We start from the raw sequence: 12,345 nt of genomic DNA on the forward strand, positions 1-12,345 counted from the left end.
GCATGTCCGCGTGAGTCAACGCTCGGACGGCATTTCGGGAACGATGAACGTATGGCGAAACGAACGGCGAAGGAATGGAGCCTGCGGCTGCTGCCGCTCGCGGCCATCGCCGGCCTGGTGGCCGTCTTCTTCGCCCTGGGCTGGAACCGCTATCTGTCGATGGACCTGATCCGCGAGCACGGGCTGAACCTTCAGGCCTATGCGCGCGCACACTGGTGGACGGCGCTGGCCGCCTTCATCGCCGTCTATGCCCTGGCGACCGCCTCGACCATCCCTGGGCCGGTCTTCCTGACCCTGCTGGGGGGCATGATGTTCGGACCCTATGTCGGCGCCCTGGCCCAGGCGACGGGGGCCACCATCGGCTCTGTCGTCATCTATTATGTGTACCGCACGGCAATTGGCGCCTGGCTTCGCGCCAAGTTCGAGGCCGACGCCGGTTTCATGGATCGGCTGGCCAAGGGGATCGACCGCAACGCCTTCACCACCCTGTTCACCCTGCGCGTGATCCCCAGCGTGCCCTTTGTCCTGGTCAACGCCACGGCGGGAATGATGGCGGTGCCGCTCAGGCCCTATGTGATCGCCACCTTCATCGGCCTGTTGCCGTCCACCTTCATCTACACCTGGATCGGCTCGCAACTGGGCGACCTGCTGCGCGCCGGCGTGCGGCCGGACCTGCCCATGCTGCTGCAACAGTTCTTCTGGCCGCTGATGGGTGTGGTCTTCCTGTCCCTGCTGCTGCCCATCGGCATCAAGCTGTTCCAGATGGTCCGCGCGCGACATAACGCAGGGGCGCCGGCATGAGCGCCCTGTTCGACCGGATCGCCACACGGCTGAACCTGACGCCGGAACAGGCGACCCTGTGGCGCGAACGTCTGACGCCGCGCGCGCCGGACGGCCTGTCGGCGCGCCTTTTGCTGCTGACGGTCGCCTTCACCCTGGCGGTCGAGGCCCTGATCATGGGGCCGAACCTGGCCGCCTTCCACGAGCGCTGGCTGCGCGACCGGCTCCAGGCCGCCGAACTGGCCTCGGTGGGCGTCGAGGCCCTGCCCTACAGTGCGGTCGAGGACGACACCGCCGCCGAACTGATGCGGATCGGCGGGGTCCAGGCTGTGGCCCTGACCGAACAGGGTGTGCGCCGCCTGCTGCTCCAGGCCCCCAACCTGCCCCGTGCGCCCGAACTGATCGACCTGCGGCGTCAGGACAGCTGGGGGCGGCTGACGGACCCCTGGCGCACCCTGTTCGGCCACCCGGATCGCTCGCTGCGGGTCCAGGCCAAGCCGCGCTATCGCTCGGGCGACTTCATCGAGATCGTCACCCCGGCCCAGCCGCTCAAACTCGAACTGAAGGCCTTCCTGCTGAACAGCCTGATCGTCTCTCTATTGGTGTCCCTGACGGCGGGCGCCCTGCTCTATGGCGGTCTGGCGCTGCTGGTGCTGCGTCCCCTGCGCCGCGTCACCCGCTCCATGGAACGGTTCGCCGCCGATCCCGAGAGCGAGGCCGAAACGCCATCGGATCGGCACGACGAGATCGGCCGGGTCGAGCGCGAACTCAGCCGCATGCAGGAAGAGGTGCGCCATTCACTGCGTTCGCGCGCCCGTCTGGTCGCGCTGGGCGAGGCGGTGGCCAAGATCAATCACGACCTGCGCAACATGCTGACCTCGGCCCAGATGGCGTCCGAGCGGCTGGCGACATCCGCCGACCCCCAGGTGGCCAAGGCCCTGCCCCGGCTGGAGCGGGCGCTGAGCCGGGCCGCCAACCTGTCGCGCAATGTGCTGGAATACGGCCGCAGCGAAGAACCTGCCGCCCAGAAGACCCGCGTCGTCCTGACCAAGGCCCTGACCCTGGCGGCCGAGGATGCGGGGCTGGAGCCGGAGGGCGTGGCCTTAGTCAAGCAACTGCCGCCGCGCTTCGCCGTCGAGGCCGACCCGGACCAGCTGTATCGCATCCTGGTCAATCTGATGCGCAACGCCCGCCAGGCCATCGAGGCCGATCCCGGCCGCCCGCCCGAACGGCGCGGCAAGGGCGCGATCACCGTCAGCGCCTTCGGCGAAGGCGGCTTCTGCGTCGTCCGCATCGCCGACGACGGCCCCGGCATTCCGCCGCGCCTGGCCGAGCGCCTGTTCGAACCCTTCGTGAGCTCCAAGAGCTCGGACGGCTCGGGCCTGGGTCTGACCATCTCGCGCGAACTGGCCGCCCTGAACGGCGGCGATCTGCGACTGATCGAGACGGACGGCGCAGGCGCGGTGTTCGAACTGCGCCTGCCCGACTGACAGGCCTTATTCCAGTCCGTCGTCCGACACGACGAAGGGGCGGTTCTCGGCCTTGGCCTGGGCCGCCAGCTCGTCCTGGACCAGATGCCAGCGCCGCAGTCGTTCGTAGTCGATGGCGTGTTCCGGCGAGGAGTCCAGCCAGTGGCGGAAATCCTCGATCTGAAGTCGGGCGTTGGGCGCGGCGGCATCCGGCAGGGCCGGCACGTTCGGCAACTGGCGCGCGACATCGGCGGGAATGGGGAAGTCGCCGGACGAGGTGCTGAGGATCATCAAGTCTTCTCGGATGCGGAAACGGTCGGGGAGGTTGAGACCATGCCGTGAAGCTCGGCCGCGCGCCACCTTTTCATGACTACGGCGTTTTGCAATGGAGCGGCTTATGGCCAAGCTCGGTCCGACAGCGGCCCGCATTCAGGAGACACGTCCATGATCGTTCGCACTTCCTTCGCCGTCATGATGCTGGCGGCGGCGCTGGCGAGCCCGGTTCAGGCGCAGACGACCCCGCCCACGGCGCCCGATCCCTATCGCGATCAGCGCGCCCTGCCTGATCCGGCTGACCCTGCCACCCGTGACGCCCTGCTCAAGGCGCGGGGCGAAGCCTACCACCGCGCGAGCGACGATCAGCAGACGCAAGAAGAACTGCGCACCACCCGCGCCCTGAACGACGAGATCGCCGCCCAGAACGCCTTAGCGGACAAGGCCGACGAAGCCGCGCGTCTGGACTACGACGCCGCCCTGGCCCGGCATCAGATCGAGGTCAGCCAGGGCGAGGAACGGGCCCGCGCCGCCGCCGAGAGCGCCCGCGCGAGCCAGGCGCAATACGACAACGATTACGCCGCCTGGCAGGAGCAGGTGCGACTGTGCCGCTCAGGCTTCCGCGAGGCCTGCACCGCACGGCCGGCCTGGGTCAGGCCGGCGCAATGACCGAGGCCGGCCGCTACCCCTCCTCAGCCTTCGCATCGGCGATCAGCGCGTCGTCGATCGCTCGCGCACTGACGGCCGCCGGACGCGCCGCAATCCGCTCGGCATAGGCCTGGAAGGCGGGGCGGGCAGGCAGGCTCTTGAACATCAGGCCCCAGGCGATCTGGCTGCCGACATAGACGTCGGCGGCGGTGAACTGTTCGCCCAGCAGCCACGGGCTCTTGTCCAGCGCGCGCTCCAAGCCATCGACGACCTGATCGAAGGAGCCGTAGCCGACCATGGCGGCCTTTTCGGCGGGCGGCAGTTGTCCGAGCGACTTGGCCGTCACCGCCGCCTCGACGGGGCCGGCGGCGAAGAACATCCAGCGATAGTACAGGCCCCGCAACGGGTCGTCGGTCGCAGGGGCCAGACCTGCCTCTGGAAAGGCGTCCGCCAGATAGGCGCAGATGGCCGCGCACTCGGTCACGACGACGCCGCGGTGCGTGATCGCCGGCACCTTGCCCATCGGATTGATCGCCAGATAGTCAGGCGACTTCATTCCCGCGTAATCGACCACGACGGTGCGATACGGCTGGCCCACCTCCTCCAGCATCCAGCGGACGATCCGTCCGCGAGACATGGGGTTGGTGTAGAAGACGATCTCGTCGGTCATGGCGTAAGCTCTCCCTTTCGAGAGAGCTTACGCCCCTGCGGGAGAAAGTGTCAGCCCGCGACCAGGCTCATGTCGCGACGCGCCATCATGCGGTCGAACTCGGTCCAGACGCCCTCGACCCCGTGCCAGTCCCCTTGCGTCGCCGCCTTGGAATATTCGGTGGCGCGGGCCTCGAAGAAGTTGGCGTGTTCGACGCCCGACAACAGCGATTGCAGCCAAGGCAGCGGGTTTTCCTTCACGCCGAACACTTCCGGCAGCTTCAGCTGACGCAGGCGCCAGTCGGCGATGAAGCGGATGTATTGCTTGATGTCCTCGGGCGTCATGCCCTGGACCGAGCCCATCTCGAAGGCCAGGTCGATGAACTTGTCCTCCATGTTCACCACCGTCTTGCAGCAATCGACGATGTCGTCCGCGACCGACTTGGTGACGGCCCCTGTCTCCTTGTTGAAGGCGTGATACAGTTTGATGATGCCTTCGCAGTGCAGGCTTTCGTCGCGCACCGACCAGGACACGATCTGGCCCATGCCCTTCATCTTGTTCTGACGCGGGAAGTTCATCAGCATGGCGAACGACGCGAACAGCTGAACGCCTTCCGAAAAGCCGCCGAACATGGCCAGGGTCCGGCAGATGTCGGCGTCGGAATCGACCCCGAACTTGCCCATATAGTCATGCTTGTCCCGCATGGCTTCGTATTCCATGAAGGACCCGAACTCGCTCTCGGGCATGCCGATGGTTTCGAGCAGCAGGGCGTAGGCCGCGATATGGATGGTCTCCATATTGCCGAAGGCGGCCAGCATCATCTTCACCTCGGTCGGTTTGAAGACCCGGCCGTAGCGCTCCATGTAGTTGTCCTGAACCTCGATGTCCGCCTGGGTGAAGAAGCGGAAGATCTGGGTCAGCAGATTGCGTTCGCCGTCGTTCAGCGTCGAGGCCCAGTCCTTGACGTCTTCGCCCAGCGGCACCTCTTCGGGCATCCAGTGGACCTGCTGCTGCTTCTTCCACATGTCGAACGCCCACGGATAGCGGAACGGCTTGTAGGCGGCGGAAGGGGTCAGCAGGCCGGCGGCGCCGGGACGGATGATCGGGGTGATGGCGTTCATCGAACTGGACCTGAAGCGATTCCGGAGAGGCGTTCACCATGCGACTCTCGAACCCAGGCGCCAAGTCGAATTTGGTCTATGTTGCGTCACATTTTCTGACAGACGCTATATCTGGTAGATTTGCATCAGGATTCTGGGGAGGGAGCTGGGGACGAATTCACATCCTCCAGCCACGCTTGCGTCTCAGGCGGCTTGGGCGGCGTCCACCCGATCGGCGACCGCATCGAACACGGCCTCGATGGCGGCGTAGAGTTTGGCCTGGGTGACGGGCTTGGCCAGATGGCCGTCCATGCCGGCGGCGATGCAGCGCGCGGCGTCTTCGGGCATGGCCTCGGCGGTGACGGCCAGGACCGGCACGTCGCGCAAGGGGGCGTCCAGGGCGCGAATGGCGCGGGTGGCGGTCATGCCGTCCATCACCGGCATCCGCACGTCCATCAGCACCAGGTCGAAGGGCTGGACCGCCAGCGCCGCCAAGGCCTGTTGGCCGTCCGCCGCCTCTGTGGTCTCGCAATCGGCGGCCTGGAGCATGATCCGCAGCAGGTCGCGATTGGCCGGATGATCGTCGACGATCAGGATGCGCGTCCGGCGGCTGTGCAGCGGCGCGGACTCCGGCCCCTCGACAGCCTCGACCACCGCAGCGGGGACCGTCAGGGTGAAGGTCGAGCCGCCCCATTGGGTGCTTTCGACCACGACGGCGCCGCCCAGACAGACGATGTGGTTTTTGGCCAGGGCCAGGCCCACGCCGGCGCCTTCGTGGGCCCGGCTGGTCGTGGCGTCCCCCTGTTCGAACAGGCCGAAGACGCCGGCGCGAGTGTGCTCGTCCATGCCGCAACCGGTGTCTGAAACGATTATGGAGAGGCCGTCTTCGACCCGATCCACCACCACCGTCACGTTGCCACGGCCGGTGAATTTGACGGCGTTGTTCACCAGGTGATGCACGGATTGGCGCAGACGCCGGGCGTCGATCATCACCTGGCCCTCGGCCTCGGGCGCGATGGTGAGGGCGAACTCCAGCCCCTTGATCACGGCCCATTCGCGCGAAGGGGCGACCGCTTCCTCGATCATCTGACGCACATCGCTGGCCTTGGGCGCCACCTCGGCCCCGCCGCGCGACACCTCCAGCAGATCCTCGACCAGACGCAGCATGGTCTCGCCGCAATGCCGGACGGCGTCGACCTGGCGCAGGCCTTCGTCGTCCATGCACGGACGCCGCGACAACAGATCCGCATAGCCGGTGATGCCGGTCAAGGGCGTGCGCATCTCATGGCTCATCATGGCCAGGAACCGCCCCTTGACGGCATAGGCCGCCTCGGCGCGCTGACGGGCCGACAGAGCCGCCTGCGTGCGCGCCTTCAGCCGCTCCACCAGGCGACGGCGCTCGGTGGACAGGGTGGTTATCGGCAGGGCCGTGCCGACCACGCACAGCAGGAACAGATGAAAGACGTTCATCTGGCGCATGACCGTGGGCAGAGCGTCCAGAACCGGGTCGTGCGTCAGACGGGTCAATACGATCGGTCCATGACCGCTGAGCGTCGCCACGCCGCCGATAGCGGCGACCATCACAACCGCACCCGCCGTCATCGGGGGACACAGGCGGAAGGCCAGCAGGATAAGAGGCGGGAAGATCGCAAACATGATCGGCGCCGAGGACTGGGAGAAGACCCACACGCTGACGCCCCCGACCAACGCCAGCAGGGCGGCGGCCTCGGTCAAGGTGGCCTGGGCGTCGTCCCGGAAACGGTGGTTGCGGGCCAGCAGCAACAGGGAGGGCGTGACGATCATCATCGCCAGCATCTCCATGTCGAACAGGTGGTGCATGCGGAAACCCAGCGTGCCCGGCACCTTCCAGCTCATCAGGATAGCGACCCCACCCGCCAGCAGGGTGCTGAGCAGGACCGCAGGGGCGGCGGCACCGACGGCGAAACGGAACAGGCGCCAGGGCCTGCGCATATCCAGCGCGGCGCCGCAGAAGCGGCGCGCCAAAAGGACGGCGACGACGACCTGGGTCAGGTTCAGGGCGACATTGGTGAACATCATCACGACAGGGCCGCCCCGCACGATGTTGCCGATCAGATTGATGGCGGCGCAGGCGGCCATGACGGCGACAGCCGGGCGGCGATGAAGTTGCAGAACAGCGGCCAGAAGCACGGCGTTGGCTGGCCACAGGACGGTGGCGCCGAAGGTGTTCATGCTCCACTGACCCGCCGCCAGGCACAGGACGAACAGCGCGACATAGGCGTAAGGCGGCGGTCCTGCCGCCCTGCCGGCTTCATGGCGGAAGAACCGCCAGCGCCCGCCTTCTGCGTTCACCCACTTCAATCCCATGACCGAACAGTGACATTCAGGAGTTAAGGATCCCGTAGCGACCGGACTAGGTAGTAATGCGGAACCGCCGTTCAGCGTCGCCGTTTCCTTGCCCTCGCAGGAAAGGCCCGAACCGATGTCAGACGTGATCGCCGAACCGACGTTCGAACCGCCTGCGGACGCACTGGCCTTCTATGAAGAAAGCCTGCGCCTGCTGAAGGAAAGCGGCATCCCCTTCCTGCTGTCAGGCACCTATGCGGTGACGGCCTATACGGGCATCCGTCGTCCGACCAAGGATCTGGACGTCTTCTGCAAGCCCGGCGACTATCCCCGCATCCTGGCCTTCTTCCAGAAGCACGGCTACCGCACCGACGTCGAGGACGAGCGCTGGATCGCCAAGGTCTGGAAGGACGAGAAACACTTCTTCGACGTCATCTTCGCCATGTCCAACGGCACCATCGCCGTGTCCGACAGCTGGTTCAGCGAGGACCGGATCACCGTCTATGGCCATCAGGTCCAGATCACCCCGCCGACGGCCCTGATCCTGTCCAAGGTCTTCATCCAGGACCGCTATCGCTACGACGGCGCCGACGTGAACCACGTCATCCTGAAACAGTCCGACGCCATCGACTGGAAGAGCCTGCTGGACCAGATGGACCTCTATTGGGAGGTGCTGGCGGCGCATCTGCTGAACTTCCGTTTCGCCTATCCGACCGAGCGCGACCGGATTCCGCGCTGGTTGATGGAAGAGCTGGTCGAGCGGCTGACGGCCCAGATCGACCTGCCGGCGCCGCGCGTGAAGGTCTGTCGCGGCCGTCTGTTCAGCCCGCGCGACTATGTCGCCGACGTCGCCGAATGGGGCTTTGGCGACGTGGTCGGCAAGGGGCTGGAGGAACGCCACGACCCCGTCAACCTGGGCCACTAAAGGAGGCCAGAATGACCGACGCCATCCCGGACCCGCAGACCACCCAGCCCGGCCTGGAGCCCGGCCCCGCCAGGAAGATGCGCGTCGCCGCCGTCGGCGACCTGCATGTGGGCGAGGCCACCGAGCACAGCTATCGCGACCTGTTCGAACGGGTGTCGGACGATGCGGACGTGCTGTGCCTGTGCGGCGACCTGACAAACTACGGCAAGACGACCGAGGTCGAGCGGCTGCTGGAAGACCTGAAGCTGTGCAAGATTCCGATGGTCGGCGTGCTGGGCAATCACGAGCATGAATGCGGCCAGCCGGACGTAGTCACCAGGATGCTGGCCGACGCCGGGGTGAGAATGCTGACCGGCGAGGCCTATGAGATCGACGGCGTCGGCTTCGCCGGCGGCAAGGGGTTCGTCGGCGGTTTCGGCCGCTACATGCTCAGCTCGTTCGGCGAGGCCTCGGTTAAGCGGTTCGTGCAAGAGGCGGTCGAGGACGCCAATCTGATCGAGAACTCGATCCGCATGTTGCGCACCGAACGCTCGGTGGTGCTCTTGCACTATGCGCCCGTGGTCGAGACGGTGATGGGCGAACCGCCCGAGATCCACGCCTTCCTGGGCTCGTCGCGCTTGGCCGAGACCATCGATCGCTACGACAACGTCAGCCTGGTCGTGCATGGGCACGCCCATCGCGGCGGGCCGGAGGGGCGCACCAACAAGGGGGTGCCGGTCTATAATGTCGCCCTGCCCGTGCTGAAGACATTGGGCGACACACCCTATCGGGTCTTTGAAATCTGATCCGGGTGTAGGAGTGTGCCGTCCAGGGCGGATACTAAGCCTTATCTCTGGTCGCGAAGCGGCCTGTTTAGGAGTTTCCCATGCGTCTTCTGTCTTGCGTCGCGGCCGTCGCCGCCCTGGCCCTGACCACCCCGGCCTTCGCCGCCGGCCAAACCCCCGCGCCCCAGGCGGCGCCCGCGCCCGCCGCAGCGCCTGCGCCTGCTGAAGAAGCGGACAGCCCGGAAGAAGCCGCCTTCGAAGCCAAGGGCGAAGCCTTCGGCGAGAAGATGGAGACCATGTCCAACGAAATGCAGGCCGCCGCCGCCCAGACGGACAAGGCCAAGGCCAAGACCGATCTCGACGCCCTCCAGGCGCGCTATCAGCCGGAAGTCGACGCCTTCGCCCAAGAGCTGCAGGCCTTTGCCATGACCCAGGGCGCGCCGGCCGATCAGATGGCTGCGGTCGCGGCGCAGATCCAAGGCATCCCCGCCAAGGTTCGCACCCAAGTCGAACAGGCCGCCGCCGCGCCGGCAGCCCCAGCCCCGGCCCAACCGCAGTAAGCCGCGCCTTACCGCGATTTCACTTGAGACGGGGCGGCGCAGGGTCGAGTTTGCACGGGTCATTCAACGGGAGCCCTCCCATGATCCGCCTGCTCAGCCTGACCGCCGCCCTGGCGATCCTGCCCCTGTCCTCCGCCCTGGCCCAGGACGGGACGCCCACCCCTGAATCCGCCGAGGTCCGGCTGGAAACCGCCGCCTCCGCCTTCGAGGCCCGGATGCAGGCGTTCGGCGAACGCGCCGAGGCCATCTCCGAAGACAAAAGTCTGAGCGAAAGCGTGCGCGGCCAGCGCGTCGCCGCCCTTTGGGCCGAATATGCGCCGGACGTGGCCGCCTTCACCGCCGAGGCGACCAAACACGCATCCGAGATCGCCGCCCAGGCGCTGAAGGACATCGACGTCGACGCCCTGGTCGCCGACGCCCTGAACAGTCCCGAGGTCAAACAGGCGATCGAGGAGGGCGTCCATAAGGGCGTCGTCACCGCCAACGGCATCGCCCAGAACAGCGCCTGGACCAATCCGACCCCCGAGCAGATGGAAACCTACAGCCTGGTCGCCCAGTACGCCCTGGACCAGGCCGCCGACGCCGTCGTCGAGGACGACATGGCGGCCGAGGTTCCCGAAGCGCCGGAGCCGCCGGCGCCACCCGTTCGTCCGACGGCGTAATCCATTGCCCCCTCCCCTCTTGTGAGGGACACAGACGCTTGACCGCGCCGACCTAAGCAGCGACATCGCGCCGCATGTCCGCCCTGCCCGTCGATCCGCACCTCTATTCCACCTTCCTCGGCGTGATGGCGGTGATGGCGATCACGCCGGGGCCCGCCAATCTTTTCGCGGTCGCCGCCGGGGTCGAAAAGGGGCGCGCCTCGGCCCTAGTCGGGGTGGTCGGGATGAATGCGGCGACCCTGGTGTGGTTCGGCGCGGCGGCCCTGGGTCTGGGCGCCCTGGTCAAGGCCTTTCCCGCCGCCTTCAAGGTGATCGCCGTCCTCGGCGCCCTCTATGTCGCCTGGCTGGGGATCAAGGCCCTGCGCGGCGCCTTCGCAACCGCCGCCCAGCCTGACCACGTCGTCGTCAAGAAGGGTCGCAGCGCCCTGATCGACGGGTTCGCCGTCCAGATCGCCAACCCCAAGGCCATCCTGTTCTTCACCGCCGTCCTGCCGCCGTTCGTGGACGTGAACCGGCCGGTCGCGCCGCAATTGGCCCTGTTCGCCGTCGCCGTGATCGGCATGGATATGATGTCGATGAGCGCCTACGCCCTGTCCGGCGCCGCCCTGTCGCGTCGCATGCAGCAGCCCCGGTTCAAGCGCGGATTCGGGATCTTCGTCGGCCTCCTTTTGCTGACCGCTTCGGTCCTGATCGCCCTGCGCATCTAGACGCGACCGCGCTTCGTCCTAGATTGAAGGGGAACGCCGCCATTCATGCTCCGTTCAGCCGTCAGCGCGCCCGAATGGGCGATCAAGGAGTTTGATTTCATGAAAGCCCTTCCAATGAAGACCCTGGCGATGACGGTCGCCGCCGGCCTCGCGCTGGCGGCCTGCGCCACCGCCACCCCGTATCAGCCCGCCGGCTTCAACGGCCAGCGCGGCGGCTATGCCGAGCAGCGTCTGGAAAACGACCGGTTCCGCGTCAGCTTCTCGGGCAACTCGCTGACCTCGCGCGAGCAGGTCGAGCAGTCGCTGTTGCTGCGCTCGGCCGAACTGACGGTCGAGAGCGGCTATGACTGGTTCGCCACCGTCAACCGCGCCACCGACCGCGACACCCGGTTCGTCGGCACGCCCGACCCGTTCTATGCGGGCTACAATCGCTTCTACAGCCCCTACTGGGGTCCGTCGTGGCGCTACTATCGCAGCGGCTTCTGGAGCCCGTGGGATCGCTATGGTCCTTGGGGCGCCAACGACTTCGACGTGCGTCAGGTCGATCGCTTCGAGGCCAACGCCGAGATCGTGCTGGGCCGCGGACCCAAGCCCGCCGGCGACCCCAACGCCTTCGACGCCCGCGAGGTGATCCAGAACCTGGGCCCGCAGGTCACGCGGCCGGCGGCGTAAGACAAAAGCCCCTCTCCACGGCGTGGAGAGGGGCTTTTTCGTTTATCCCACGCGCGGCGACTTCAGCCGGCGCTTGTTCGAGTGGGTGGCCGGCGCCGTGCCCAGGGCCTCTGGCACCTCGCCCTTGAAGTAGTAGCGCTGCCACGCCTCCTTGGCCGCATCGGGATCGCCGCCGGCGAGGCGCTGGTTGAAGTCGGTGCGGGCGCGGTTCCAGGCCTCGAACTGGCCCTTCATCACCGGATTGGACTCCAGCGTGCGGATGATCGGCTGGAACTGCTCGACCTTCTTGTGCTCGATCAGATTGATGAAGCAGAAGGGCTCGCCCTTCTCGAAGGTGATCCGGCCCGGCCGGGTGAAGATCCAGTTCATCGTGAAGGGGAAGGGCAGCCAGTCCGTCTCGATCAGGCCGACCAGGGGCTGGATCCCGTCCTTCACATGGTTGGGCGACCCCGAGCACATCATCCCCCAGCCCGGCGGCGTGCGGAACAGATATTGCGGGTGCATGGTCAGGACGCCGCGCGAGAAGTGCGAGGTGACGAAATGGTCCAGATCGTGCTGGGGCCGGTCCGGCGTGATGACGATGTCTTCCTGACGCGGGCCGCCGTTCCATTCGGCCGAGAAGCCGAACGGGCACAGGATCTCCCACCCCGTGGTGTTGGCCATGTTCAGCGGCAGGCACCGATAGGGGTGGCGGCTGATGAAAGCGTCCATCCAGTTGCGCGACTGGCGGCCGGGCACGAGGTCCGGCGGCCGGGCCGTCATCGGATAGCATTCCAGTTCCAGCGGGCGCGTCTTGACGGTATCGACCATG

Annotated in this window: 14 protein-coding genes; 9 read left to right on the plus strand and 5 right to left on the minus strand. The window is 66.8% G+C overall.

Going from position 1 to position 12,345, the window contains the following annotated elements:
• The first annotated feature begins 51 nt into the window (after nt 1–51).
• Complete coding sequence (locus tag ACP7BH_RS09890; protein WP_425981524.1) at nt 52–801, plus strand: TVP38/TMEM64 family protein; 750 nt, start codon at nt 52–54, stop codon at nt 799–801.
• Nucleotides 798–2,270 (plus strand): sensor histidine kinase, encoded by a 1,473-nt coding sequence (locus ACP7BH_RS09895; protein ID WP_425981522.1) that lies wholly within the window; start codon nt 798–800, stop codon nt 2,268–2,270. Before ACP7BH_RS09890 ends, ACP7BH_RS09895 begins: the two co-directional genes overlap by 4 nt.
• Before the next feature lie 6 nt (nt 2,271–2,276).
• Here the strand turns inward: ACP7BH_RS09895 and ACP7BH_RS09900 are convergent, their stop codons facing one another.
• A complete protein-coding gene (locus ACP7BH_RS09900; protein ID WP_425981519.1) occupies nt 2,277–2,540 on the minus strand; it encodes a hypothetical protein in 264 nt (87 codons plus the stop codon).
• A 153-nt stretch (nt 2,541–2,693) separates the two neighbouring features.
• On the opposite strand from ACP7BH_RS09900, the gene ACP7BH_RS09905 reads away from it, so the two are divergent.
• Complete coding sequence (locus ACP7BH_RS09905) at nt 2,694–3,191, plus strand: hypothetical protein (RefSeq protein ID WP_425981516.1); 498 nt, start codon at nt 2,694–2,696, stop codon at nt 3,189–3,191.
• Between the two features lie 13 nt (nt 3,192–3,204).
• Here the strand turns inward: ACP7BH_RS09905 and ACP7BH_RS09910 are convergent, their stop codons facing one another.
• From ACP7BH_RS09910 to ACP7BH_RS09920, 3 genes are all read right to left on the minus strand, one after another.
• A complete protein-coding gene (locus tag ACP7BH_RS09910) occupies nt 3,205–3,840 on the minus strand; it encodes a glutathione S-transferase family protein (RefSeq protein WP_425981513.1) in 636 nt (211 codons plus the stop codon).
• Between the two features lie 50 nt (nt 3,841–3,890).
• On the minus strand, nt 3,891–4,940 hold the full coding sequence (locus ACP7BH_RS09915; RefSeq protein WP_425981511.1) for a ribonucleotide-diphosphate reductase subunit beta: 1,050 nt from the start codon (nt 4,938–4,940) through the stop codon (nt 3,891–3,893).
• Between the two features lie 183 nt (nt 4,941–5,123).
• Nucleotides 5,124–7,250: a response regulator gene (locus ACP7BH_RS09920; RefSeq protein WP_425981509.1), complete on the minus strand. Its 2,127-nt coding sequence runs from the start codon at nt 7,248–7,250 to the stop codon at nt 5,124–5,126.
• 130 nt (nt 7,251–7,380) lie between these two features.
• Between ACP7BH_RS09920 and ACP7BH_RS09925 the strand changes: the two genes are divergently transcribed.
• From ACP7BH_RS09925 to ACP7BH_RS09950, 6 genes are all read left to right on the plus strand, one after another.
• A complete protein-coding gene (locus tag ACP7BH_RS09925; protein WP_135194406.1) occupies nt 7,381–8,169 on the plus strand; it encodes a nucleotidyltransferase family protein in 789 nt (262 codons plus the stop codon).
• 11 nt (nt 8,170–8,180) lie between these two features.
• The gene (locus ACP7BH_RS09930) at nt 8,181–8,954 is read left to right on the plus strand and encodes a metallophosphoesterase family protein (RefSeq protein WP_425981506.1); all 774 of its coding nucleotides are present in this window, start codon (nt 8,181–8,183) and stop codon (nt 8,952–8,954) included.
• Between the two features lie 80 nt (nt 8,955–9,034).
• Nucleotides 9,035–9,493: a translation initiation factor IF-2 gene (locus tag ACP7BH_RS09935; RefSeq protein WP_425981503.1), complete on the plus strand. Its 459-nt coding sequence runs from the start codon at nt 9,035–9,037 to the stop codon at nt 9,491–9,493.
• Nucleotides 9,494–9,573: 80 nt separating this feature from the next.
• Entirely contained in the window at nt 9,574–10,155 is a 582-nt protein-coding gene (locus ACP7BH_RS09940; protein ID WP_425981500.1) for a hypothetical protein, read from the plus strand.
• Nucleotides 10,156–10,229: 74 nt separating this feature from the next.
• Nucleotides 10,230–10,862 carry a LysE family translocator gene (locus ACP7BH_RS09945; protein ID WP_425981498.1) on the plus strand — a complete coding sequence of 211 codons (633 nt, stop codon included), beginning with the start codon at nt 10,230–10,232 and terminating at the stop codon, nt 10,860–10,862.
• A gap of 99 nt (nt 10,863–10,961) precedes the next feature.
• Nucleotides 10,962–11,534 (plus strand): CC0125/CC1285 family lipoprotein, encoded by a 573-nt coding sequence (locus ACP7BH_RS09950; RefSeq protein ID WP_346494668.1) that lies wholly within the window; start codon nt 10,962–10,964, stop codon nt 11,532–11,534.
• 42 nt (nt 11,535–11,576) lie between these two features.
• Here the strand turns inward: ACP7BH_RS09950 and ACP7BH_RS09955 are convergent, their stop codons facing one another.
• Entirely contained in the window at nt 11,577–12,344 is a 768-nt protein-coding gene (locus ACP7BH_RS09955) for a DUF6065 family protein (protein ID WP_425981497.1), read from the minus strand.
• Nucleotide 12,345: the final 1 nt, after the last annotated feature.

The organism is Brevundimonas sp. TWP2-1 (assembly GCF_049897645.1).
Lineage (GTDB): Bacteria > Pseudomonadota > Alphaproteobacteria > Caulobacterales > Caulobacteraceae > Brevundimonas.